The sequence below is a fragment of the Streptomyces amritsarensis genome, from assembly GCF_001953875.1.
GTDB classification, from domain to species: Bacteria; Actinomycetota; Actinomycetes; order Streptomycetales; family Streptomycetaceae; genus Streptomyces; species Streptomyces amritsarensis.
The window spans coordinates 1-24,293 of record NZ_MQUR01000071.1 but is presented as its reverse complement, the minus strand read 5'-3'; the positions used below and the strand labels follow the sequence as shown (position 1 = coordinate 24,293).

The window sequence follows — 24,293 nt, the reverse complement described above, 5'->3', positions numbered from 1 at the left end:
CAGACCGGAAAGACCATGGCTTCCACCACACCCACCCAGATAGACACGGCTCCGCCTGTCGCCAAGAGCGGAAGGTCCACCGGCCGCGCCGGCGACAAGATCTTCGCCGGGCTCTCCAAGGGATCCGGCATCCTGCTCCTGGTGATCATGGCGTCGATCGCCGCCTTCCTCACCTACCGCGCCACGATCGCCCTGTCGGAGAACGAGGGGAACTTCCTCACCACCTTCGACTGGAACGCGTCGGCCAACCCGCCCGTCTTCGGCATCGCCGTCCTGCTCTTCGGCACCGTCGTCAGCTCGATCATCGCGATGGCCATCGCGGTTCCGATCGCTGTCGGCATCGCCCTGTTCATCTCGCACTACGCGCCGCGCAGGCTGGCCGCGCCGATCGCCTACGTGGTCGACCTGCTGGCCGCCGTACCGTCGATCATCTACGGCATCTGGGGCGCCCTCTTCCTCGTTCCGCAGCTGAACGGCCTGAACCTCTGGCTCGACGAGTACCTGGGCTGGACCTACGTCTTCGACAAGACCCAGGTCGGCGTCGCCCGCTCGCTCTTCACCGTCGGCATCCTGCTCGCGATCATGATCCTGCCGATCGTGACCAGTGTCAGCCGCGAGGTCTTCCTCCAGGTCCCGCGCATGAACGAGGAGGCCGCCCTGGCCCTCGGCGCGACCCGCTGGGAGGTCATCCGGATGTCGGTGCTGCCCTTCGGCCGCTCCGGCGTCATCTCCGCCTCGATGCTCGGCCTCGGCCGCGCCCTCGGCGAGACCATGGCCGTCGCGACCGTCCTCTCCCCGAGCTTCCTGATCTCCGGCCACATCCTGAACCCGGGTGGCGGCACCTTCGCGCAGAACATCGCCGCGAAGTTCGACGAGGCCAACGAGTTCGGCCGGGACGCGCTGATCGCCTCCGGTCTCGTCCTCTTCCTGCTCACCCTGCTGGTCAACGGTGCAGCTCGCCTGATCATCGCTCGCCGCAAGGACTTCTCGGGGGCGAACGCCTGATGAGCCACACACTCCAGGACCAGCGGCCCACCCGGGCCCGCAAGTCCGCCGCCCCCGCCTCCCTCACCCGCGGCGGCCTGCCCCGCTGGGCGCCGGCCGGCATCGCGGCGCTCTCGATCGCCCTCGGCAGCGGCATCGGCCTCGCCTTCGACCTGCACAGCAAGATCCAGTGGGGGCTCATCGCCTCCCTGCTGTTCATCGGCATCACCTACGCCGCCAGCGCGGTGGTCGAGAACCGCCGCCAGGCCAAGGACCGCGTCGCGACCTCCCTCGTCTGGGTCTGCTTCGTCCTCGCGGTCATCCCGCTGCTCTCGCTGATGTGGACCACGATCAGCCGCGGCCTGAAGCTGCTGAACGGCAACTTCCTCACCCACTCCATGAATGGCGTGACCAGCTTCGACGAGGGCGGCGGCGTGTACCACGCCCTGCTCGGCACCATCGAGCAGATCGCCCTGGCCACCCTGATCGCGGCCCCGATCGGCCTGCTGACCGCCGTCTACCTCGTCGAGTACGGCAAGGGCAAGCTCGCCAAGGCCGTGACGTTCTTCGTCGACGTCATGACCGGCATCCCCTCCATCGTCGCGGGTCTGTTCATCCTCACGACCTGGAACCTGATGCTCGGCTTCGGCCCCTCCGGCTTCGCCGGCGCCATGGCCCTGTCGATCCTGATGATGCCGGTCGTGGTCCGCTCCACCGAGGAGATGCTCAAGCTCGTCCCGAACGAGCTGCGCGAGGCCGCCCTCGCCCTCGGTGTGCCGAAGTGGCGCGTGATCCTCAAGGTCGTCCTCCCCACCGCCATCGGCGGAATCTCCACCGGCCTGATGCTGGCCGTCGCCCGCATCGCCGGCGAGACCGCCCCGATCATGCTGCTGGTCTTCGGCTCCCAGCTGATCAACGGCAACCCCTTCGAAGGCGCCCAGTCCTCGCTCCCCCTCTACATTTGGGAGCAGTACAAGGTCGGCAGTGACGCCTCCTACGACCGGGCATGGGCCGCAGCGCTCGTCCTGATCGCCTTCGTCATGATCCTCAATCTGGTGGCCCGCGGCATCGCCCGCTGGAAGGCCCCGAAGACCGGTCGCTGACGCGACTGTATGAAAGCGAAGTGACCCCCATGGCGAAGCGAATCGACGTCAGCGGACTGTCCGCCTTCTACGGCAGCCACAAGGCCATCGACGACATCTCGATGACCGTCGAACCCCGCTCGGTGACGGCCTTCATCGGCCCCTCCGGCTGCGGAAAGTCCACCTTCCTGCGCACCCTCAACCGCATGCACGAGGTCACCCCCGGCGGCCGCGTCGAGGGCAAGGTGATGCTGGACGACGAGAACCTGTACGGCGCCGGCGTGGACCCCGTCGCGGTCCGCCGCACGGTCGGCATGGTCTTCCAGCGCCCGAACCCCTTCCCCACCATGTCGATCTTCGACAACGTGGCGGCGGGCCTGCGGCTGAACGGCAGCTTCAAGAAGTCCGAGCTGAGCGACATAGTCGAGCGGTCCCTCCAGGGAGCCAACCTCTGGAACGAGGTCAAGGACCGCCTGGGCAAGCCCGGTTCCGGCCTCTCCGGCGGCCAGCAGCAGCGTCTGTGCATCGCCCGCGCCATCGCGGTCGAGCCCCAGGTCCTGCTGATGGACGAGCCCTGCTCGGCCCTCGACCCGATCTCCACCCTGGCGATCGAGGACCTGATCGGCGAGCTCAAGGAGCGCTTCACGATCGTCATCGTGACGCACAACATGCAGCAGGCCGCCCGCGTCTCCGACCGCACCGCCTTCTTCAACCTCGCGGCGGTCGGCCAGCCCGGCAAGCTCATCGAGATCGACGACACGGACCGGATCTTCTCGAACCCGTCCGTGCAGGCGACCGAGGACTACATCTCGGGCCGCTTCGGCTAAAGCGAGATGTGAGAGCGTCCCGCGGTGCTGCATGGCGGTGCCACCGCGAGGGCGGAAGAAAGAAAGAGGGCCGGCTCCCCCTGGGTGGGGGGAGCCGGCCCGCTTTCGTGCCCGTACGGCCGCCGCCCCGGCAGGGGCCGGCGGCCGCCCTAGCCGAAGGCCAGGTTCACGACCCAGAAGCTGACGGCGGCCACCAGAGCCGCGGCCGGCATCGTGATACCGCATCCCCCGGGGGATGACCCCCGGACCCCCAGCAGGGGCCGGCAGCCGCCCTAGCCGAAGGCCAGGTTCACGACCCAGAAGCTGACGGCGGCCACCAGAGCCGCGGCCGGCATCGTGATGAACCAGCCCAGGATGATGTTCTTGGCGACGCCCCAGCGCACCGCGTTGACACGCTTGGTCGCACCCGCACCCATGATCGCCGAGGTGATCACGTGGGTGGTGGAGATCGGCGCGTGGAAGAGGTAGGCCGAGCCGAACATGATCGAGGCGCCCGTGGTCTCCGCCGCGAAGCCCTGCGGCGGGTCCAGCTCGATGATCTTGCGGCCGAGCGTGCGCATGATGCGCCAGCCACCCGCGTACGTACCCAGCGACAGCATCACGGCACACGCGACCTTGACCCATACCGGGATCGGCGCGTCGGAGCTCTGCACGTCGGCGATGACCAGGGCCATCACGACGATGCCCATCGTCTTCTGCGCGTCCTGCAGGCCGTGGCCGAGCGCCATCGCGGCGGCCGACACGGTCTGCGCGATGCGGAAGCCGTGCTTGGCCTTGTGCGGGTTGGACCGGCGGAACATCCACAGGATGACCACCATCACCAGGTAGCCGGCGACGAGGCCGACGACCGGCGAGGCGAACATCGGGATGACGACCTTGTCGACCACGCCCGACCAGATCACCTCCGTGCCGCCGGCCAGGGCCGCGCCCACCATGCCGCCGAAGAGCGCGTGCGAGGAGGACGAGGGCAGGCCGAAGTACCAGGTGATCAGGTTCCAGACGATCGCGCCGACCAGCGCCGCGAAGAGGATCCACATGCCGGTGGAGCCGTGCGGCGTCTCGATCAGCCCCTGACTGACCGTCTTGGCCACCCCGCTGCCCAGGAAGGCGCCGGCGAGGTTCATCACCGCGGCCATCGCGAGGGCGGCGCGCGGGGTCAGCGCACGCGTCGAGACCGAGGTCGCGATCGCGTTCGCGGAGTCGTGGAAACCGTTCGTATACGTGAAACCGAGCGCGACACCGATGGTCACGACCAGAGCGAAGGTGTCCACGAGGTTCAGGACTCCTTGACCGCGATGGTCTCCACCGTGTTCGCGACGTGCTCGAACGCGTCGGCCGCCTCTTCGAGCACGTCGACGATCTGCTTGAGCTTCAGCACCTCGATGGCGTCGTACTTGCCGTTGAAGAGGTGCGCGAGCAGCTTGCGGTGGATCTGGTCGGCCTGGTTCTCCAGCCGGTTGACCTCGATCCAGTACTCGGTGAGGTTGTCCATCGTGCGCAGGTGCGGCATGGCCTCGGCGGTCAGCTCGGCAGCCCGCGCCAGGACCTCGATCTGCTGCTCGACACCCTTGGGGAGCTCTTCGATGTTGTAGAGGACGACGAGGTCGACGGCCTCCTCCATGAAGTCCATGATGTCGTCGAGCGAGGACGCCAGGGAGTAGATGTCCTCGCGGTCGAACGGCGTGATGAAGGAGGAGTTCAGCTGGTGGAAGATCGCGTGGGTCGCGTCGTCCCCCGCGTGCTCCGCCGCCCGCATCCGTTCCGCGATCTCGGCCCGGGCGGAGGCGTCCGCTCCGAGCAGTTCCATCAGGAGCTTGGAGCCCGTGACGATGTTGTCCGCGGATGCGGCGAACATGTCGTAGAAGCTCGTCTCCCTGGGGGTCAGACGAAATCGCACGTGAGGTCCTCGGGGTGCATCGGATTCGGTCAGGCTGATGCTAGGCGCATCCCCCTGCCACGGCTAACCGGCCGTTCCCCAGTGTCCTCCATCAGGCAGAGTGAGGACCACGAGCCCCTGCCAGCCGGGCGGGAGCCCGGTACCCTATACCCATGAGGGGTATCCACCCCCCTCGTTCCGGACCACGGGAGAACCTATGACGACCATCGAGGCGGAGGGCTCCGGAGCCGTGTCCGGCGCGGCGGCCACCCCCGGCACCTCCCACGACGCCGCGGCCGTCCACGGCTACCACCACCAGAAGGACGAGCACCTCAAGCGGCTGCGCCGGATCGAGGGGCAGATCCGCGGCCTCCAGCGGCTCGTCGACGAGGACGTCTACTGCATCGACATACTCACCCAGGTCTCGGCGAGCACGAAGGCGCTCCAGTCCTTCGCGCTCCAGCTGCTGGAGGAGCACCTGCGCCACTGCGTCGCCGACGCCGCGGTCAAGGGCGGGGCCGAGATCGACGCCAAGGTCGAGGAGGCCACCAAGGCCATCGCACGGCTCCTGCGCACCTGACCCGGGCACCTGACCCGCCCGGCCCCCGCCGCGGGACGTCGCGCTGCGGGGCCCGGAGCGGCACCCGTGACGGGCCGGTGGGCGTCCGGCGGATGTCCGGCTAGCGGCCCAGCAGGACCTCGTCGATGCGGTCCAGGCTCAGCCGGTCCTCGGCGGCCGCGGACGCGGCGATGATCAGCTCACCGCACAGTTCGATCTCGGCGAGCGCCACGTGGTCCTGCACCGTCGTACCGCCTGCGGGAGTCACGCGTGTCACCTCTGTCTGCCACCGGCCACCGGCCGTCATCGGTCATGCCGCACCACCTGCCGGCGCCCGGCTTCTCAGCGTAGGGAGGACGCCCGGCCCCCCGCATGACACGGATGGACCATTTCCGGATACCCGGCCATGGCCCGATCGCGCCGCCCCCGGACCGCCCGCCCCACTAGTCGGCGATCTTTCCGGCGTAAATGTCCCTGCTCGCAGGCAAGACGACGGTGACCGGCGTCCCGAACCCGTACAGCAGCGTGGTCGATGACACATCGATCACGCCATTGTTGACGTAGGTGAAGCGGTGCCGGACCTTCCGCAGGCGCCCCTCTTCGTCCAGGTACGCGTCGAAGGGCACCGTGTCCTTGCTGAACCCTTTCGCCGCTGCCGCCAGCGCCCCGCGCAGCTCCGCCGACGCGCTCGCCGCGGCCCGCCCGATGTCGGTGGTGCCCCGGTAGTGCCGCACCTTGGTGCCCGCCACCTCGGTCTCCCCGACGTACGTCACCTCCTGCGCCGCCCGCAGCAGCTCGGCCGCGATCAGCGGGTCGGTGGCCCCGCCGGTGACCAGGTTCCCGTCGGCGAGGGTCGTGGTGTCGACGCGCACCCACTTGTCGGCGGGGACGCCCGCGCCGCGGTTCTTCATGTAGAGCGCGCCCGGCACGAGAAGCTCGGTGATCGGCCGGTGCTCGTCCTCGCCCTTCACATCGGCGGGGAGCAGCACGAGGAGCTGCCCCATCCGCTTCTTGAAGTCGACGCCGCCCTCACCGCGGATGGTGACCCGGGTCCCGCCCGTGGCCATCTCCATGGCCGTACGGACCCGGGCGCTGCCCGCGGGTGCCAGGGCGTCGGCGGCCCCGCGGACCACCGAGGCCGCTTCCGCCGGGGACCGGTCGTCGCTCCCGTGGCCTCCGGCGCACCCGCTCGTCGCCGTGACCGCCAGGGTGACTCCGGCGGCGAGCACCACCTCAGCCGCGCGCCCGCGCAGCCGCTTGTGCCGGTGAACCACCATCGCCTGCCAACCCCCAACGCGTGACCGCTGTTTGCCCGAGGCCCCCACCCGCTCCGCTTAACGAGGCCCCGGGTCTCCCGTCACGGGGGCACCCTCCCCGCCCCCGCAGGCCCCCGGTACCGTGGAGAAGTGGAACCGCACATCGACGCGACCCCGGTCCCTCCGCTCGACTCCGTAGCGCCTCCGCGGCCGCCGTCGCAGCCGCAGCCGCAGACTTCCCACACCACATCCACCGCCGACCGCGGATCGTTCTGCCTGGCCGTCTGCTCCTGCGGCTGGAAGGGACCGGCCCGCCGCTCGCGCGACCTGGCCCGCAAGGACGCCGCAGGCCACGAGGCGGCAGGCGCCGTCTGAGGCCCCTTCGGCGCCCCTCTGGCATCCCGCTGGCATCCCTCTCGCGTTCCTCCGACGCCCCCTCGCCCGTTCGGACGGCCCGGCTGGCCGGGGGACGCCGCAGCGGATGCCCTTGACTCATGCCAGGTTCCGCAGCCCGCCTCGCCACCCTCCTCCGGGTCGTGCTCATCGCGCTCGCCCCGGCCGCCGCGGCCCGGGCCAGACCCGTGGGCCCGGCGGACAGCCCGGCCGGCGCCGCCCCGGCCACCGGGCTGTGGCCGCGCGCCCGCCACCGCCGCGAGGGCGACACCGAGGCGGGGGACCGGTGACGCCCCGACCCCGCCCGCGGGCGGTCCTGGTGTGCTTCGGGGTGGCCGCGCTCTGCCTGCTGACGGCGGCGCTGCTCGCCGTGTGGGACTCGTACGGGACGGGCTGAGAGCCCCGCCGCGTCCCGGCCGGGCCCTGCGTCAGGCGGCGAGGTCCTTGTCCTGGGGGCGCCGGCCCGCGGGCGGGGTCCGGGGCTGCGCGAGGTCGACCGGCAGGGCATGCGCCCGGCCTCCGGCCCGTACGAGCCGCCCGAACCGCCGGGAGCCGGCCACCGCCCGCACCACCGGGCTCAGCAGGGCCAGCGTGAGCGGCGCGAGCACGAGGACCACGGCCGTGCCGAGCGCGAGCCCGCCGATCACGTCCGTCGGGTAGTTGACGCCCATGTAGACGCGGCAGAGTCCTTCGACGAGGGCCAGCCCGATCCCCAGGATCCCGAACTTCCGGTCGGCGACGAACAGGCCCACGCCCAGGGCCATCGCGACGGTGGTGTGTCCGCTGACGAACGAGAACTCGGTGTTGCCCAGTCCCACGCCCCAGCCGGGGTCGAGGACCTGCAGCCCCTCGTGCTGGCGGAAGGGCCGCTGCCGGCCGACGAGTTCACGCAGCGGCACGTTCACCAGCAGGGCCAGGCCGGCGGCGAGGGGCGCCCACACCAGCGCGGTGAAAGACTCGACGGCGGCGGCCTCGTCCTGTCGGCGGGCGCCGCGCCAGCACCACAGGACCAGCAGCACCAGGGCCAGCAGGACCCCGTACTCACCGGCCAGGCTCACGGCGGTGTCCAGCCACGCGGGGGCCCGCCGGGCCGCTCCGTTGACCTCGTACAGCAGGCTGACATCCACGTTCGGCCCACCTGTCGTGAGTCCAGCCATGGTGACGCGGCCCCTTGCTCTTGCCGTGGTTCCCCCGCAGGCGCACCCGGGTGTGCGCCCCTTCGACACCCACTTGATCAACCCCCGCGTTGATGGAACGCCCGCTCCGACAGCCGGGTTCCACTCTCCACCGAATGATCACGGCAACGTTATCGAAGAGTGACTGGCCGTCGCAGCTCAGGGCCTTTGCATCACGGAGAGTTGCTAGGACGGCCGGCCGGTACCGGACCGCTGCGGGAGGGACTCCGCACCGTCCTTCGTCACGCGGGTCGCTCCGAAGTAGTCGGGCGTGTCGATCTTGTCGAAGCGGATGACCGCTCCGGTGTACGGGGCGTTGATCATGTATCCGCCGCCCACGTAGAGCCCGACGTGCCGGATCTCCCGGGAGTTCGTCAGATCATCGGAGAAGAACACCAGGTCCCCGGGCAGCAGTTCGTCGCGCGAGGGGTGCGGACCGGCGTTGTACTGGTCGTTGGCCACACGCGGCAGCTCGATCCCGACCGTCTCGTACGCGGCCTTGGTCAGCCCCGAGCAGTCGAACCGCCCGCCCTGGTCGGGCGTGCCGTTGCCGCCCCACAGGTACGGCGTGCCCAGCTGCTTCTGCGCGAAGTAGATCGCACCGGCGGCCTGTTGCGAGGGCGCCACCCGCCCCACGGGCCGCGCGAAGCTCTTCGCGAGCGTGGTGATCGCCTTCACGTACCCCTGGGTCTCCTTGTACGGCGGCACTCCCCCGTACTTGATGACGGCGTAGGCGCCGGCGTTGTAGGCGGCCAGCATGTTCGACGTCGCGTCGCCCGGCACGCTCTTCACGTCCTGGGCCAGCTGGCAGTCGTACGAAGCGGCCGAGGGGATGGCGTCGTTCGGGTCCCAGATGTCCCGGTCCCCGTCGCCGTCCCCGTCGATGCCGTGGCCCGCCCAGGTGCCCGGGATGAACTGCGCGATGCCCCGCGCGTCCGCCGGGCTGACGGCACTGGGGTTCCAGCCGCTCTCGGAGTACAGCTGCGCGGCGAGCAGAGGCGGGCTGATGGCCGGGCAGAGGTTGCCCCACTTCTCCACCAGCGCCTGGTACTTCGCGGGCACCGCCCCCTTCGTCAGGCCCACGGCACGGCCGCCGGCACCCGATCCCACGAGCCCCGCCGCCGCCGAGTACGTCCCCACGACGAGGAGTGCCACGAAGGTCAGACACAGCCCGATCCCGATCCCGCCCGCCATCCAGAATCTACGCACCCGTCAACCCTCCCCCATGCCCGTCGCTTTCACGTGCGAATCGCCCGTGTCGACGGATCCGCTACTCCACTTACTCCACCCGGAAGCCCGTGCAGTGGAAGCTCGCGTACTGCGCAGGGTCATCCTCGACGTGATAGAAGACCAGCGTCCAGTCCCCCGGGTCGTTGGCCAGGGGCACGCCGGGGTACGTCTTGCCGTTCACGTGCTCCGCGAAGTCGTCCGGGTACGTGAGCGTCAGGTACTCGCCCGTCTTCCACTTGCCGTAGATGTCGACGGGCTTGCTGGTGAAACCCACGGACCGGTTGTCCATCGGGAACGGCTTTCCGGTCTGCGGGTCGAGGTCGTGCGGGGCCCTGACCGCCACCGACACGTAGTACGGATCGGGTTTGGTCGGGCTGCTCTCGGCGTACTTGACGCGCATGCTGATCTTCACGGACTTGCCCACGACCTCGGCGCCCGCCTGGAAGTCCGCACCCGGCGGCTTCTGCTCCACCCCCAGGTTGCACGCGCCGGTGCCGTGCGCCGCGCGCTCCGGGTCGGTGGAAGGCAGCCAGAAGTAGCGCGAGATCCGGTTGCCCTCGATGTACTCGGCCGGCGGCTTGCCGGCGGGGCCCCCGCTCGCGGCAGGCGTGGCGCCGACGCCTCCCGTCGCAGCAGGCGTGCCGCCGGCGCCTGCGGCGCCCGGGGTCCGGCCCGGCGTGCCCGCGGCACCCGCCGAGGCGTCCCCGCCCCGGCCCGCCTCGCCGTCCCCGCCGCCGAACGGGACCAGCTTCCAGGCGGCCAGCGACAGGGCCGCGACCACCGCCACCGCCGCCACCCACATCCCCGCCCGCCCGCGCCGCGCCGTGGCCTCGGCCGGAGCGGTGCCCGGGGCCGCGACCGCGAGGTCGGTCGGCGTGTAGCCGTACGGGAGGCCCGGCCCCTGCGTCCGCATCTCGTGCACCGGCACGGCCTCGCCCAGCGTGCCCAGCCCCAGGTAGACGGGATCGTCGATCAGCGCGTCCCGCACCCCGCACCGGGCGATGACCTCCGGCAGGCCGGGCCGGGCCGCCGGGTCCTTCGCGACGCACGCCCCGATCAGCGCCGCCAGACCCGGCTCCACCCCGGCCAGGTCGACCGGCTCGTGCACCGCCCGGTAGCTCACCGTCGCCGCGTCGCCCGTCCCGTACGGCGGGCGCCCGGTCGCCGCGTACGCCATCGTCGCGCCCAGGGCGAAGACGTCCGCCTTGCCGCCCCCGGGGCCGTCCCCGTCCCCGCTCCCGTCCCCGCTCCCGCCGCCGACGAGCACCTCCGGCGCGGTGAACCCGGGCGTGCCCGGGGCCTGCCCGTCCTGGGTGAGCGCGGTGGCCCCGACCCCCTTGGCGATGCCGAAGTCGATGAGCTGCGGTCCCTGCGCGCCCAGGATGACGTTCTGCGGTTTCAGGTCCCGGTGCGTCACCCCGTACGCGTGCACGCTCGCCAGCCCCTCGGCCAGCGCCGCGAACAGCCGCAGGCAGGTGTCCGCCGGCAGCGCCCCGCGCGTCGCGACCGCCCGGCCCAGGGTGGGGCCGGCCACGTACTCCGTGGCCAGCCAGTACGGCGGGGCCGCGAGCGAGGCGTCGATCAGGTTCGCCGTGTAGGCCGACCGGACCGCCCGCACCGTCTCGGCCTCCCGCCGGAACCGCGCCAGCGCCTCCGGGTGCCCGGTGATCTCGTCCCGGATCACCTTGACCGCGACCAGGCGCCCGCCGGGCGACCGGCCGAGATACACCTGTCCCATGCCTCCGGCCCCGAGCCTGGCCAGCAGCGTGTGCTCCCCGATGCGGGCCGGGTCGGTCCCCCTCAGTGCGTCCATCCGCACGAGGCTGCCATACCGACTGCGTTGCACCGCAACGGGGTTGCCCTCGCGCGGGGGGTCAGCGCGGCGCCACGTACAGGCTCTGCGCGCTCCGCCCGATCGGGCCCTTCTCGTCGTGCAGCTGCGCGTCGGCGAGCCCGATGCCGGCCGCGTCCACGTGGGTGCGGGCCTGCACGCACGCCCACTCGCCCACCGGATGGCGGTGCAGGTGGACGGTCAGGTCGCTGTTGACGAAGACGTAGCGCCCGAAGTCCATCACCGCGCTGATCCCGTTGCCCGAGTCGGCGGCGATCAGGACCCGGTCCAACGGCCGGGTCTCCTCCCCGGCGATCAGCGGCACCTTCATCCGCATCCAGCAGGTGCCGGGCCCCGGTTCGACGAACGCGCCCTCGGTGAACCGGGTCTCCATGGCCGAGTGGTAGCCGGTCTCCCACGGCACCGGGAAGAAGGGGGTCACCTCCACCTCCCCCGGCGCCGGCAGCTGCGGCCCGCTCACCACGGCCGGTACGGACTCCTCCGCGACCCGGATCCGCAGGGCCCGCGCCAGCATCACCGGCGCGGCGCCCACCGGGCCGATCGCGGCCTCCACCACCTCGGTGCTGCGCCCGGAGCGCAGCACGCCGGTGGTGACCTCCAGCTCGCCGATCGGGACCGGGCGCAGGATCTCGTACGTGATCCGGGCGATCCGCATGTCCGTGCGCGCACCGGGCCGCTCCTCGACGGCCCGCCCGAGCAGCGCGGCCGGCGGGCCGGCGTGCTGCGAGCCCGCGTCCCACGGCCCGCGCGTGTACTCGGTGGCGGCGAACCGCCCGGCATCACGTCGCTCGAAGAACCCCTCGCCGGTGCCCATGCCCATGCCTGTGCCTGTGCCCATGCCCTGCACGCTACCGACAGGTAACCAGCGGCACCAGCCCCGTTCCGCCGCTCACCGGGCGAACCCCAGCCCCACCCCCAGCCCCACCAGCACCGATCCGATGGCCCGGTTCAGCGTCTTCTGCGCCTTCAGCATCCGCTCGCGCAGCCCGGAGACGGAGAAGAACACCGCCACCGCCCCGAACCAGCCCAGGTGCGCCGCCGACATGAACAGCCCGTAGCCCGCCTGCTGCCACAGCGGCGTACCCGGATCGACGACCTGCGTGAAGGTCGACACGACGAACAGCGTCGTCTTCGGGTTCAGCACATTGGTCAGGAACCCCGACCGCATCGCCCCCAGCCGGGTCAGGCCCGGCTTCGACTCCAGGTCCACGGTCACCTCCGCCCGCGCCCGGAAGGTCCGTATCCCGATCCACACCAGGTAGGCCGCACCCGCCAGCTTGATCACGGTGAACAGCGCGGTGGAGGAGGCGATCAGCAGACCGACCCCCAGCATCGTGTACGAGACGTGGACCAGCACTCCGGCCGCGACTCCGGCGGCGGCGAACAACCCGGTGGGCCGCCCGTAGAGGTAGCTGTTGCGGACCACCATGGCGAAGTCGGCGCCGGGGCTGATCACTGCGAGCAGGGTGATGACGGCGACTGCGATCACTTCTGTCATACGGCGATGCTCGCCGCCGCCTCCCTCGCGATCAACCCCTCTTCCGCGGCGCCCACTTGGCGCACGGACCTCCCGCAGCCGCCCGCCCTGCGCCCCGTCCGCCCGGCCGCCCGGCCGAGAACCCCCGTCCCGCGCAGCCGGTCCCGCGCCCGCCGCCCGGCCCACCGCGGTCTCCCCGCTCGGGCACCTCGGCTTCGACGAGGCGGCCCTGACGCGGCGGCGCTGCGCGTCCACGAGAAACTCGGCTCGCGGTGGAGACGGGTCGAGACGGCCGAGACGGCCGACGGCGTGCCCTGGAGCGTCCACCGGATGCGACGTGCCCGCCTCCGACCGGGGACAATGAGGACGTGCCCCAGAGTCTGCCCCTGCCACGGCCCCTCCCCCTCCTCCAGGCCGACTGCGCGAACTGCTTCGCGCTCTGCTGCGTCGCCCTGCCGTTCGCGAAATCCAACGACTTCGCCGTGAACAAGCCCGCCGGAACCCCCTGCAAGAACCTCCGGCAGGACCTCCGCTGCGGCATCCACACCCGGCTGCGCGACCAGGGCTTCCAGGGCTGCACCGTCTTCGACTGCTTCGGCGCGGGCCAGCAGGTCTCCCAGGTCACCTTCGGCGGCCGCGACTGGCGCACCCGGCCCGAGACCCGGGCGGAGATGTTCGACGTCTTCCCGGTGATGCGCCAACTGCACGAACTGCTCTTCTACGTGGACCAGGCCCTGGCCCTGCCCGACGCGGCCCCCGTCCACCCCGACCTGCGCCGCCTGCTCGCCGAGACGGAGCAGTGGACGCGCGCCGACGCCGGCGCCCTCGCCGCCCTGGACGTCGCGGCCCTGCGCGGCCGCGTCAACACCCTGCTGCTCAAGACCAGTGAGCTCGTACGGTCCAAGGTGCCGGGCCGCAGGAAGAACCACCGCGGCGCCGACCTGATGGGCGCCCGCCTCTCCGGGGCGAACCTGCGCGGCGCGAACCTCCGCGGCGCCTATCTGATCGCCGCCGACCTCTCCGGCGCCGACCTCCGCACGGCCGACCTGATCGGCGCCGACCTCCGCGACGCGAACCTGCGCGGCGCGGACCTCCGCGGAGCCGTCTTCCTCACCCAGCCCCAGCTGAACGCGGCCCACGGCGACCCGAAGACCCACATCCCCGACACCCTCACCCGCCCCACCCACTGGACCTGACCAAGCCCGCCAGGCCGTCAGCCCCGCCGGCGTCCGAGGCGCGGGGGCCCGGGGGCACGGCCCCCGCAACGGCGCCGCACCCGGCCCACGGGCGCCGGCCCCACGGGCCCCACGGGCCCGGGCCCGTGGGGCCCGTGGGGCCGGAATCCGCCGAGCCCGCGGCAGGCGAAGGGTCAGCCGGCCGAAGGCGGGATCTCCTTCATCCGGTCCACAACGGTCCGCGTCATCACGGCAGTGGTGGCGACGACCGTGCCCGGCTTGATCAGTCCCCCCTCCCCGGCCTCACCCTGCACCTGGACAACCCGCTCACCGAGGTACGTCAGCGTCTGCCGATCGAAGATCCACTCCTCCCGCTGCCCGCTCGTCTCGTCGAGCCGGGCGACCGCAATCCCATGGCGCCCCGCGGCGTCGACCGCGTCGTCCACGACGACCACACCGGGGATCTTCGCCGCAGTCTTGTAGAGCGCGGCCGTGAGCTCGGCCGGCGGATAGCTGGAGCGCAGCAGGTCGCCGATCGTCGTGAAGGCCTCCTGGTCGGGCGCGCGGCCCATCCCCCGGGTCTCTTCGTAGATCTTCTTCAGCAGCACGTCGGGATCGGTGGGCAGCCCGGCGAGGTAGTCGTAGCTCGGCGCGTTGAGGTACGGCGTCGGGGTCTCGCCCTTCTCGTTCTTCCCCCCCAGGGTCATGCCCTTCGGACCGGTGTTGCCTGGCTCGATCAGCCAGCCGTCGCGGCCGTCCGGGGAGTTCCACTGGTGGCGCATGTGCAGCTCTTCGCTGACCAGGGTGTTCTTGTCCCCGGTGCTCTTCACGTAGGTGGTGGCCGTCTTGCTGCCGATGTAGATGAACTGGTCCGCGCGCACCTTCGCCCCACCACCGGTCGAGGCGGCCGCCAGCGAGATGCGGTCCAGGAGCTGCGGCGTACCCTTGCCGTCGTCGGCGGTCCCGATGCGGGTGGTCATCGCCGGACCCGTGGCGATCGTGGAACCGCGGCCGTCCGCCGCGCCCCGGTCCACGTAGGTGAGGAAGCCGGCGGCGAGCGCTCCGGCCAGGGCGAAGGCCGCGGCGGGCACGAGGAACGCACGGTTCAGGAAGAGCCGGCGCGGCCTCGCCGTACGGGCGGGGGCGGGGGCGGTCATGCCGGGGTGGGCGTCGGCGGCACGGAGGTCTTCGTGGATCTGGGCCATCAGTCGCTCCTTGTGGAACCGGTGGCGGCCCGCGGGCAGTTCCCGTTCGGCGAACGGCAGGGGGAGGGGATTCTCCTCCCGGCCGGCCGGGTGGCGCCGGGAAAGGTCGGCGTTCATCAGATTCCCTCCTGTGCGGACCGGACCGTCTTCGCGCGGTCGTCATATGTCTGTCGGGACCGGGCGGCGGGTTCCCGTCTGTTCTTCTTCAGTTCCGCGTCGGCGAGCTTGCGCAGCTTCGTACGGGCCCGGGACAGCCGCGAGCGCACGGTTCCGACGGGGATGCCGAGGACCCGCGCGGCCTCGGCGTACTCCAGGCCCTCGCACAGGCACAGCAGGAGGACCTCGCGCTCGGGCCCGCGCAGCGCACTCAACTGCGCCAGCGTGGCCGCGATCTGCTGCCGGTCGTCGAGCCGGCCGGCGACCTCTTCGGCGTGGTCGGGCACGGACGCGGAAGCCGCCGCCGCCGCTGCGGCGGCCGCGGCGGCCCGGAAGCGTCGGTTGCTGCGGCAGTGGTTGCGGGCCAGGTTGGTGGTGATCCCCAGGAGCCAGGGCCGGAGGGAGCCGCCCTCGGGATCGACCGTGCCGCGCAGCCGCCACGCCTCCATGAAGGCCGCCGACATGACGTCCTCCGCGACGGCCCAGTCCCCGGTCATCCGGAAGGCATGGTTGTAGAGGGTGCGGGAGTAGCTGTCGAACAGCTCCGCATAGGCGTCCGGATCTCCGGACCGCACCCGAGTTCGCATCTCTGTGGTCACTCCTGTCGGCTGTCCGGCACCCACGAGGGAGTTCCCGTGACCTGCGTCACGCGACCGTACGGCCCACGAGCACCCTACGAACCACCCGCCGCCCCCGACCACGGGGCCACACCTCCCGCCACGACGTCAGAACGTCGGGGCAGCACCGGGCCGGCCGGTCGCCCCGACGACCGGATCGCCAGACAACCGGAAACACAGCCACGCCGACTCCCCCATGGCCGCCCCCGGCACCCATCCCCGCAGCGGACCCCGCCCCGACACCCCGACGGCCGGACAGCCAGTTCACGGGCGACCGGGAACAGAGCCGCGCCGACTCCCGCATGGCCGCCCCCGGCACGGGTGCCCACAGCACACCCGCCCCGCGGCCATGCCGCCCCGGCCGTCCCGGCCGCCCGGAGCCTCGGCGCCCCAAGCGGTGGCCCTGGCGTACCTCAGCCGCTGCGCCGCCGCCCGGCCGCCTGCCCCGGCGATCACCCAGCGGCAGCGCCCCGGCAGCGATCAGGCAGCGGCCCCCCGCCCGACCCGCGCCAGGAAGCCCCGTACCGCGGCGAAGTACCCCTCCGGGTCCCCCTCCCGCACCGCGTGCCCCGCCGGCAGCTCCACCAGCCGCACCCCCGCCCTCCGTACCGTCATCTCCCGGGCGTGCTCCGCCGACAGCACCCCGCTCCGGTCCCCCCGCACCAGCAGCGTGGGCCTCTGCACCCGCAGCCAGTCCCCCCAGTGGTCGCCGTTCAGCTCCTGCTGGGACACCACCATGTCCTCCACCTCGAACGCGGGCCCCCAGCCGTCCGGATGTTCCCGTACCGACTCGTGCAGATACGGCGCCGAGCTGCCCACCCCCGCCAGGAACCCGGCCCGGGTCTCGGCGCGCCGCGGCCACGCCCGCGCGAACGACAGGTCGTCGTCGACCACCGTCCCGATGTCCTCGACGACCACCGCCCGCACGAGATCCGGCCGCCGCGCAGCCAGCTGGTAGGCGTTGACCCCGCCCAGCGAATGCCCCAGCACCACCGCCGGACCGAGCCCCACATGCTCCAGCAGGGCGGCCGCGTCCGCGACGTACCCCTCCCGCGTGTACTCCCCCGCCCGGTCGGAATCCCCGTGCCCGCGCTGGTCCAGGGCGATCACCCGCCAGGCCGGGCCCACCTCCCGGGCCAGCCGCTCGAACGCGGCCCGCGACCCGAAATGCCCGTGCAGTGCCAGCAGCGGCGCTCCGGGCCCGCCGAAGTCGGTGTAGGCCAGGCGCCGCCCGTCCTGCGTCACCATCACCCCCGGCAGCGGCCCCAGCTTGTCGATGACCCGTTGCCGCAGCAGCTGGTACTCCTCCCAGCGCCGGTTCAGCCGCCCGCCCGGCCGCTTCACCACACGCCCCGGCGTGACCGTCTCACCCCGCCGGAACTGCTCCCGCGTCAGATCGACCCGAATGCCGCCGGGCAGGAGGTTCCACCAGTGGTAGCCCTCCTGTCGGCCTTCGTGGAACACCTCGCCCAGCACCAGGTCCCCACCCACGAGGTCCTGCACGACCAGGGCCGTGATGTCACACTGCCCCCAGGCCGGATTCTCCGGAGTCCAGGGCACCCGGCTGTTGTCGGTCGGCTCGGTGGTATCGGCGGACCATCCCGCCCGAATGGCCGCCTCGAGATCCGCAAGAGTCCAGGGAGTCGTCATCCCTCCAGCCTGCCGCACCCCACTGACAACAACGCGGCGGCCACGACCCTGCACGCGGTCTCGAAGACCACGCCGACGGTGGTGAGCGCCTTCAGGCAGAAGGCGTTCCGCGGATGACCCAGCGTCTGCCGGCGGTCGGCCGGGTCTGTCAGCGCGTAGGCACCGGTCGGCGCGCTCCGTAGCCGACGCACGTCCCACGGCGGGCCAGCGCCACCCCCTATTCCGCCCGACATCGCCCCCGGCGGCCCGGCGGCCCCGGCGGCACGGCGCCCCACGCTTCGCCCCCCAGCCCCGCGCCGGACAAGCCGTACCGCAGGCGCCGGCGCCCGCCCCGATCGAGGAACCCATCCCTCACCACCCGCGTCGTACTCCCCGTGACGCGGAGCTTCGCCCGCAGCGCCCCGCACGCGAATGGACTACTGACGGAATGTCGGACATATGTCAGCGAGTCGGCCCAACGACACGCGACCCCACTGCTCCGAACGGCGGCCCCTCGCCCCACCCCCCGTACGCCGAGAGGACAATCATTGCCCGGCGTCACCCCCCGTGATACACAGAGTGACCGCACGTTCTCGCGCACGGACGGCAGTCCGGCCCAGGTCAGAGCGCGGAAGCCGGTCGCGGGCCGCGAGATCGGGTAAAGAGAGCCGACAAGTCGACGACGGCGGCGGTTTCATCAGCGAAGATAGTGCGTGACCCCTGCCATCGGGCAGCGGGCATCCGGAACTACCCGTACAGGGGCGGTGAGTTACATGATCCTGGCAGCTGAAAAGGGCGACATCACCACCATCATCGGCGGAATCGCCCCGAACTGGGGGCCGTTCGGCAGCCTCGGCAACGAGGCGAAGGTCATGATCGAGGTGGTCATGGCCGTGGCGATCCTCCTCTGCCTCGGCATCGCCATCTGGGGCGCGGCCAAACAGCGCATCGGCGCGACCGCCCTGCGCGACACGTTCAGCGCGGAACAGGGCAAGGGCCTGATCGTGGCCGGCCTCACGGGCGTCTTCATCATCGGCTCCCTCGGCACCCTCTTCACGATCGTCTACGGAATGGCCGTCTAGCCCGACCGACCACCGGTGGCCCCGACCTGACGGGAGCTCACCACACCGCATCCACGCGGGAACCAGCGCTACCGTCGTACGACGCGGAGGGGGCGGAAACGGAATGAGCAACGACGACCAGTACGGCGGCGCCGGCTACGGCGAGGTCGGCGGCACGGGCCAGACCCGCACCCGCCTCCCCGAAGCCCCCGCCGACCCGTACGGGCCCACCCGCCGCACCTCCCGCGCCCCCCGCAGCCTGGTCACCGTGGTCGGCGTGGTGGTCCTCCTGATCGCCGCCATCGCCTTCGCCAACCAGTCCCCGGACACCCCTGACGACCGCCCCTCGGACGACGCCCCGGCCGCCGCCTCCACAGCCGCCACGGGCACGGACCCGGTCACCGGCAAAACCGCCGGCATCCCGAAGGGCTTCGCCCAGGACGAACAGGGCGCCCAATCGGCCGCCGCCAACTACGCGGTGGCCTTGGGCTCCGACGGGATGTTCAACCCGGCGCGGCGCCACTCCATCGTGGACGCCATGGCGGAGGAGAGCAGCCGCACGAGACTCCAGGCCGCTTTCGATGCCGACTACTCGGCGGGCCTGCTCGCCCAGATCGGTCTCACCAAGGACGGCTTGGCGCCGACTGGTTCCACCTTCGTCAACCGCACCATCCCGGCGGGCGCCAAAGTCAAAAACTTCTCCGCCGGATCCGCGTCAGTCGATGTGTGGTGCATCGGCATGTTCGGCCTTACCGGCGACAAGTCCACGCGCCCCGTCACCAGCAGCTGGTTCACGATCTCAATGACTCTCAAGTGGAACGGCTCGGACTGGAAGGTGGTCGAAACCTCGCAGAAGGACGGACCCACGCCGGTCACCGGCGACGTCCCCGTCTCCACCTCGGACGAGATCGGCAGCGCGGTCACCGAATTCGGAGGGTTCACCTATGCCCGGTAGCAACCGGCCCTCGCTCCGAAAGGTCGGCGCGGTCACCGCGGCCGTCCAGACCGCGGTCGTCCTCCTCGCGGCACGGGCGGCGGCCGCGCCGGACCCGACACCCACTCCCTCGCCGAGCGCGAGCAAGGACCCGTGCTCGCTGATCGCCGGCCCCGCCAAGGAGTACTGCGAGCGCGGCGAAAGCGGAACTCCCCGCACAGGCCTCGCGCCCAGCGACCCGGCCGACGCCCTCAACCCCCTCGCCTCCCTGGCCAAGGGCTGCGCCGACGCCGCAGCCTGGATCGTCACCAAGCTCAGCGAAGCGGTCAACGGCAGCGCCAACGTCGACTTCACCAACGCCACCTTCCTCAAGCAGTACGCCGTCGTCTTCGCCGCCTCCACCATCCTCACGCTCGTCCTGTGGCTCTTCGCCGTCGCCAAGCGGGCCGTCCGCGGCGTCCCCCTCACCACCGCCATCTCCGAAGCCATCGGCTTCCTCTGGCTCACCGTCCTGGCCTCCGCCTTCACCCCCCTGATCCTCTACACCGTCGTCTCCGCGACCGACGGCGTCACCGAGGTCATCGCCTCCGCCACCGGCGGCCAGACCGACGTCTTCTTCGGCTCCTTCTCCGAGGCCCTCAAGAAGGGCGACGACATCGGCGGCGGCCCGATCATGCTGATCGTCGTCGCCCTCGTCACCGTCCTCGCCGCCGGCATCCTCTTCCTCGAGCTCTTCATCCGCGCCGCCCTCCTCTACGTCGGCGCCCTCCTCGGCGTCGTCGTCTACTCAGGGCTCGTCGACCGAAACCTCTGGGGCCACGTCCGCCGCTGGGCCGGCATCATGATCGCCGTCATCCTCGTGAAGCCGGTCATCGTCATCGTCCTCGGCCTCGCCGGCGCCCTCACCGGCGAACAAGGCCCGAACGCCTTCTCCGCCGTCGTCACCGGCCTCTCCATCATCCTCCTGGCGATCTTCGCCTCCGCGATGATCTACCGCTTCGTCCCCGGCTTCGGCGACGAGATCGCCTCCGCCCGCGCCGGCCGCAGCAAGGCCACCGACGGAGCCCAGGCCGCCGCCGTCATCAGCTCCCCGGCCTCCCTCGTCTCCCAGGGCATCAAGACCCACAGCAGCCGCGGCGCCCACCACGGAGGCGACGGCGGAGGCGCTCCCCGCCCCGCCAACCCCCTCTCCGGAGGCGTGGCCGCCCACAGCAGCCGCCCCACCTCCGGCGGCGGGGGCGGCGGCGGATCTGTCCCCTCCGCCGCACCCCCGCCCCGCACGAGCTCGAGCACGAGGAACACAGGAGGTGACGGGCGTTGACGTCCCAGTCCCACCAGCTGCACCCGGTCGCGCCCCGCCGCACGTATCTCATCGGCCGCGCCCGGCCGAACGCGATCGTCGGCAAGAACCGCGAGACCGGCGAGATCGCCCTCATCATCACCGGGGCGTTCTTCGGCATGATGAGCGGACTACTCGTCCCCGACCTCACCCTGCGCATCGTCAGCCTCGTCGGCTTCCCCATGCTCGCGCTCGCCGCCGTGTACGTCCCGTACAAGGGCCGCACCTTCTACCGCTGGTTCGAGATCAGCCGCAGCTACAAGCGCACCCTGCGCCGCGGCACCACCTACCGCTCCGGCGCCATGGAAGCCGGCGTCCGCGCCGCCGACGGCCGCGAGGTCGAGGTCGGCCCGCCCCCGGGCATCGGCCGCATCAGCTGGCTCGCCGCCCCCTTCGGCCCCGACGAGATCGCCGTACTCCTCCACGCCGACCGCCGCACCGTCACCGCCGCCATCGAGATCGAGGGCCCCGGCGTCGGCCTGCGCGACAGCGAGGACCAGGAAGCCCTCGTCGACCGCTTCGGCACCCTCCTCAAGCACGTCGCCAACGGCGACGGCTTCGTCACCCGCCTCCAGATGCTCGCCCGCACCCTGCCCGCCGACCCCGACGCCCACGCCAAGGACGTCGCCCAGCGCGGCGACACCCAGGCCCCCGTCTGGCTCCGCGACTCCTACGACCAGCTCCAGTCGATGGTGTCCACCTCCTCCGAGCAGCACCGCGCCTACCTCGTCGCCTGCATGCACTACACCCGCGACCTGGCCGCCGAGGCCGTGACCATCGCCCGCGCCTCCACCCCCCACAAGGGCCGCAAGCTCGACCGCGACGCCGGCCTCGCCATCGTCATGGCCCGCGAGCTCACCGACATCTGCGCCCGCCTCGCCGAGGCCGACATCCGCGTCCGCCAGCCCCTCGGCCAGGGCCGCCTCGCCTCCCTCGTGCACTCCATGTACGACCCCGACCACCCCATCGACCACATCCAGGCCATGACCAAGCGCAACGCCTGGCCCGCCGAACTCGACGCGGTCGAACCCACCTTCCTCCAGGCCAAAACCCGCGAGTCCTCCACCCGCGCCCCCTGGTGCCACGCCACCGCCTGGGTCAAGGAATGGCCCATGACCCCCGTCGGCGTGAACTTCCTCGCCCCCCTCCTCGTCCACACCCCCGACGTCATCCGCACCGTCGCCGTCACCATGGACCTGGAGCCCACCGAGGTCGCCATCGAGCGCATGCTCACCGAGAAGACCAACGACGAGGCCGACGCCTCCCGCGCCGCCAAGATGAACCGCACCGTCGACCCCCGCGACATCGCCGCCCACGGCCGACTCGACCAGAGGGGTGAAGATCTCGCCAGCGGCGCTGCCGGAGTCAACCTGGTCGGGTACATCACGGTGTCCTCGCGTTCACCGGAGGCCCTCGCCCGCGACAAGCGCACCATCCGCGCCTCGGCCGGCAAGTCCTACCTGAAGCTGGAGTGGTGCGACCGCGAGCACCACCGCGCCTTCGTCAACACCCTGCCGTTCGCCACCGGCATCCGACGCTAGCTGGAGGGAAAGCCGCCCATGCGAGATCCCATGACAGCGCTGACGGACGCCTTCACCAGCTTCCTCTTCGGCAAAGTCGAAACCACGCGCCTGCCCGTACGCACCTCCACCGGGCAGGCGCAAGCTGTCTACCTGCCCACCGCCGCCCCCGGCCTCGGCGACTCCGGCGTCATCATCGGCCGCGAGGTCTACAGCGGCAAGGGCTACATCTACGACCCCTTCCAGCTGTACGGCCAGCAGCTCCCGGCCCCCCACTGGCTGGTCCTCGGCGAGTCCGGCAACGGCAAGTCCGCCCTGGAGAAGACGTACGTCCTGCGCCAGCTCCGCTTCAAGGACCGCCAGGTCGTCGTCCTCGACGCCCAGGGCGAGGACGGCGTCGGCGAATGGAACCTGATCGCCCAGCAGCTGGGGATAACCCCCATCCGCCTGGACCCGATCGCCGCCAACGACTCCGGGATCCGCCTCAACCCCCTCGACCCGGCCATCACCGCGACCGGCCAGCTCGCGCTGCTCCGGACCATCATCGAGGTGGCCATGGGCCACGGCCTCGACGAACGCGCCGGCTTCGCCCTCAAGGTCGCCCACGCCTACGTCGTCGACACCATCCGGGACCGCCAGCCCGTCCTGACCGACATCGTGGAACAACTGCGCCACCCCGAAGCCGAGTCCGCCCTCGCCATGAACGTCGACATAGACGATGTCCGGGCCTGGGGCCTCGACGTGGCGCTCGTCATCGACCGCCTCGTCGACGGCGACCTGCGCGGCATGTTCGACGGCCCCACCACCGTCGGCATCGACCTCGACGCCCCACTGATCGTCTTCGACCTCTCCCACATCGACCGCAACTCCATCGCCATGCCCATCCTCATGGCGATCGTCGGCGTGTGGCTGGAGCACACCTGGATCCGGCCCGACCGCAAGAAGCGCATCTTCCTCGTCGAAGAGGCCTGGCACATCATCAACAGCCCCTTCGTCGCCCAGCTGTTCCAGCGCCTCCTGAAGTTCGGCCGCCGCCTCGGCCTGTCCTTCGTCGCCGTCGTCCACCACCTCTCCGACGTCGTCGACGGCGCCGCGGCCCGCGAAGCCGCAGCCATCCTCAAGATGGCCTCGACCCGAACGATCTACGCCCAGAAGGCGGACGAGGCCCGCGCCACCGGCCGGGTCCTGGGCCTGCCCCGCTGGGCCGTGGAGATCATCCCGACCCTCACCCCCGGCATCGCCGTCTGGGACGTCAACGGCAACGTCCAGGTCGTCAAACACCTCATCACCGAAGCCGAACGCCCCCTGGTCTTCACCGACCGCGCCATGACCGAGTCCTCCACCCCGGCCCACCTGCCCGCAGACCTCCTCGCCGCCGAACTGGAAGCGGAGGAACGCGCCCTGTCCATCGAACGCAGCCGCGGCAGCGGCAGCCCCGGATCCGCGACCACGGTGGCCTGACCATGCACGACGCACGACGTACGGAGCCCTCCGCGCGCGGCGGCGGAATCCCGGACGGCCTGCTGGTCGCCCTGCTGGCCTTCCTCCTCGGCCTGGCCGTCCTCGTCTGGACGGCCACCGGGCTGGCCGCGCTCTTCGCCAAGGGCTCCTGGCCCGGCACCGTCACCTTCACCCGGACCCCGACGGCCGTCCGCGCCCTGATAGCGCAACCGCACGACCTCCCGGCCGCCTGGCCCGACACCGACCCCGCAGCCCTGTCCGGCTGGGGGCTGTTCTGGGGCCTGTTCGTCAGCCAGCTGCTGGTCCTCTTCGTCCTGACGGTCTTCGTGATCGGCATCGTGGCCCGCACCAAGGCCCGCCGAGCCCAGGCCCAACACCCGCCCGCCGCAGAAACCCCGTCGAAGCCGGCACCGATCCTGGCAACCACCCCACCCCAGCCGACCCCGCCGCCGTCCGAGCCGCAAGCCCCCGGCCCCCACACCCCC

General features: G+C 71.6%; 24 protein-coding genes and 1 pseudogene. 13 read left to right on the top strand and 12 right to left on the bottom strand.

From position 1 onward, the window contains the following. Positions 1-15 precede the first annotated feature (15 nt). From pstC to pstB, 3 genes are read left to right on the top strand one after another with little or no spacing between them, the layout of a single operon-like run. The gene (gene pstC, locus AVW11_RS25570; protein ID WP_030855217.1) at positions 16-1,005 is read left to right on the top strand and encodes a phosphate ABC transporter permease subunit PstC; all 990 of its coding nucleotides are present in this window, start codon (positions 16-18) and stop codon (positions 1,003-1,005) included. Further along, positions 1,005-2,087 carry a phosphate ABC transporter permease PstA gene (pstA, locus tag AVW11_RS25565; RefSeq protein WP_030855219.1) on the top strand — a complete coding sequence of 361 codons (1,083 nt, stop codon included), beginning with the start codon at positions 1,005-1,007 and terminating at the stop codon, positions 2,085-2,087. The genes pstC and pstA overlap by 1 nt, the downstream gene beginning before the upstream one ends. 29 nt (positions 2,088-2,116) lie before the next feature. After that, entirely contained in the window at positions 2,117-2,893 is a 777-nt protein-coding gene (gene pstB / locus AVW11_RS25560) for a phosphate ABC transporter ATP-binding protein PstB (RefSeq protein WP_030855221.1), read from the top strand. A gap of 272 nt (positions 2,894-3,165) precedes the next feature. On the opposite strand, the gene AVW11_RS25555 is transcribed toward pstB, so the two are convergent. Further along, complete coding sequence (locus AVW11_RS25555) at positions 3,166-4,164, bottom strand: inorganic phosphate transporter (protein WP_030855223.1); 999 nt, start codon at positions 4,162-4,164, stop codon at positions 3,166-3,168. A gap of 5 nt (positions 4,165-4,169) precedes the next feature. After that, positions 4,170-4,790, bottom strand: coding sequence for a DUF47 domain-containing protein (locus tag AVW11_RS25550; protein ID WP_029382179.1), 621 nt, complete (start codon positions 4,788-4,790; stop codon positions 4,170-4,172). A 196-nt stretch (positions 4,791-4,986) separates the two neighbouring features. Between AVW11_RS25550 and AVW11_RS25545 the strand changes: the two genes are divergently transcribed. Further along, complete coding sequence (locus tag AVW11_RS25545; protein WP_030855227.1) at positions 4,987-5,349, top strand: metal-sensitive transcriptional regulator; 363 nt, start codon at positions 4,987-4,989, stop codon at positions 5,347-5,349. Positions 5,350-5,449: 100 nt separating this feature from the next. On the opposite strand, the gene AVW11_RS25540 is transcribed toward AVW11_RS25545, so the two are convergent. Together AVW11_RS25540 and AVW11_RS25535 are read right to left on the bottom strand one after the other, a co-directional pair. Next, positions 5,450-5,635 carry a hypothetical protein gene (locus AVW11_RS25540; RefSeq protein ID WP_037834568.1) on the bottom strand — a complete coding sequence of 62 codons (186 nt, stop codon included), beginning with the start codon at positions 5,633-5,635 and terminating at the stop codon, positions 5,450-5,452. 136 nt (positions 5,636-5,771) lie between these two features. Then, a complete protein-coding gene (locus AVW11_RS25535; protein ID WP_076046134.1) occupies positions 5,772-6,605 on the bottom strand; it encodes an SCO4651 family lipoprotein in 834 nt (277 codons plus the stop codon). Positions 6,606-6,734: 129 nt separating this feature from the next. Between AVW11_RS25535 and AVW11_RS25530 the strand changes: the two genes are divergently transcribed. Further along, on the top strand, positions 6,735-6,959 hold the full coding sequence (locus AVW11_RS25530; protein WP_076046132.1) for a hypothetical protein: 225 nt from the start codon (positions 6,735-6,737) through the stop codon (positions 6,957-6,959). Positions 6,960-7,078: 119 nt separating this feature from the next. Continuing rightward, complete coding sequence (locus tag AVW11_RS25525; RefSeq protein WP_060178902.1) at positions 7,079-7,267, top strand: hypothetical protein; 189 nt, start codon at positions 7,079-7,081, stop codon at positions 7,265-7,267. Positions 7,268-7,405: 138 nt separating this feature from the next. Here the strand turns inward: AVW11_RS25525 and AVW11_RS25520 are convergent, their stop codons facing one another. From AVW11_RS25520 to AVW11_RS25500, 5 genes are all read right to left on the bottom strand, one after another. Continuing rightward, positions 7,406-8,134 (bottom strand): phosphatase PAP2 family protein, encoded by a 729-nt coding sequence (locus AVW11_RS25520; protein ID WP_076046130.1) that lies wholly within the window; start codon positions 8,132-8,134, stop codon positions 7,406-7,408. Between the two features lie 204 nt (positions 8,135-8,338). After that, complete coding sequence (locus tag AVW11_RS25515) at positions 8,339-9,346, bottom strand: C40 family peptidase (RefSeq protein ID WP_030855235.1); 1,008 nt, start codon at positions 9,344-9,346, stop codon at positions 8,339-8,341. Positions 9,347-9,431: 85 nt separating this feature from the next. Continuing rightward, positions 9,432-11,195 (bottom strand): serine/threonine-protein kinase, encoded by a 1,764-nt coding sequence (locus AVW11_RS25510; protein WP_076046128.1) that lies wholly within the window; start codon positions 11,193-11,195, stop codon positions 9,432-9,434. A gap of 61 nt (positions 11,196-11,256) precedes the next feature. Beyond that, on the bottom strand, positions 11,257-12,072 hold the full coding sequence (locus tag AVW11_RS25505; protein ID WP_240528260.1) for a thioesterase family protein: 816 nt from the start codon (positions 12,070-12,072) through the stop codon (positions 11,257-11,259). Between the two features lie 51 nt (positions 12,073-12,123). Beyond that, positions 12,124-12,732, bottom strand: a complete 609-nt coding sequence (locus AVW11_RS25500; protein WP_030855241.1) for a LysE family translocator — start codon at positions 12,730-12,732, stop codon at positions 12,124-12,126. Between the two features lie 347 nt (positions 12,733-13,079). On the opposite strand from AVW11_RS25500, the gene AVW11_RS25495 reads away from it, so the two are divergent. Next, entirely contained in the window at positions 13,080-13,907 is an 828-nt protein-coding gene (locus AVW11_RS25495) for a pentapeptide repeat-containing protein (RefSeq protein WP_076046126.1), read from the top strand. A 173-nt stretch (positions 13,908-14,080) separates the two neighbouring features. Here AVW11_RS25495 and AVW11_RS25490 read toward each other — a convergent pair whose 3' ends face one another. The 3 genes from AVW11_RS25490 to AVW11_RS25480 all read right to left on the bottom strand — a co-directional run bounded on the left by AVW11_RS25490 (position 14,081) and on the right by AVW11_RS25480 (position 17,514). After that, entirely contained in the window at positions 14,081-15,208 is a 1,128-nt protein-coding gene (locus tag AVW11_RS25490) for a CU044_5270 family protein (RefSeq protein ID WP_060178897.1), read from the bottom strand. Beyond that, complete coding sequence (locus AVW11_RS25485) at positions 15,208-15,834, bottom strand: RNA polymerase sigma factor (protein WP_030855246.1); 627 nt, start codon at positions 15,832-15,834, stop codon at positions 15,208-15,210. Before AVW11_RS25485 ends, AVW11_RS25490 begins: the two co-directional genes overlap by 1 nt. A 510-nt stretch (positions 15,835-16,344) precedes the next feature. Then, positions 16,345-17,514, bottom strand: a complete 1,170-nt coding sequence (locus AVW11_RS25480) for an alpha/beta fold hydrolase (RefSeq protein WP_079250784.1) — start codon at positions 17,512-17,514, stop codon at positions 16,345-16,347. 752 nt (positions 17,515-18,266) lie between these two features. On the opposite strand from AVW11_RS25480, the gene AVW11_RS25470 reads away from it, so the two are divergent. The 6 genes and pseudogenes from AVW11_RS25470 to AVW11_RS25445 all read left to right on the top strand — a co-directional run. Further along, on the top strand, positions 18,267-18,575 hold the full coding sequence (locus AVW11_RS25470) for a hypothetical protein (RefSeq protein WP_008742356.1): 309 nt from the start codon (positions 18,267-18,269) through the stop codon (positions 18,573-18,575). 103 nt (positions 18,576-18,678) lie between these two features. Beyond that, complete coding sequence (locus tag AVW11_RS25465; protein WP_076046122.1) at positions 18,679-19,509, top strand: hypothetical protein; 831 nt, start codon at positions 18,679-18,681, stop codon at positions 19,507-19,509. Continuing rightward, positions 19,499-20,809: a hypothetical protein gene (locus tag AVW11_RS25460; protein WP_076046120.1), complete on the top strand. Its 1,311-nt coding sequence runs from the start codon at positions 19,499-19,501 to the stop codon at positions 20,807-20,809. Before AVW11_RS25465 ends, AVW11_RS25460 begins: the two co-directional genes overlap by 11 nt. Continuing rightward, positions 20,806-22,368, top strand: a complete 1,563-nt coding sequence (locus AVW11_RS25455; RefSeq protein ID WP_030856016.1) for an SCO6880 family protein — start codon at positions 20,806-20,808, stop codon at positions 22,366-22,368. The genes AVW11_RS25460 and AVW11_RS25455 overlap by 4 nt, the downstream gene beginning before the upstream one ends. Before the next feature lie 18 nt (positions 22,369-22,386). Further along, positions 22,387-23,808 carry an ATP-binding protein gene (locus AVW11_RS25450; protein ID WP_030856018.1) on the top strand — a complete coding sequence of 474 codons (1,422 nt, stop codon included), beginning with the start codon at positions 22,387-22,389 and terminating at the stop codon, positions 23,806-23,808. Positions 23,809-23,810: 2 nt separating this feature from the next. Further along, a pseudogene (locus AVW11_RS25445) lies at positions 23,811-24,293 on the top strand (type VI secretion protein); the annotation flags it as partial.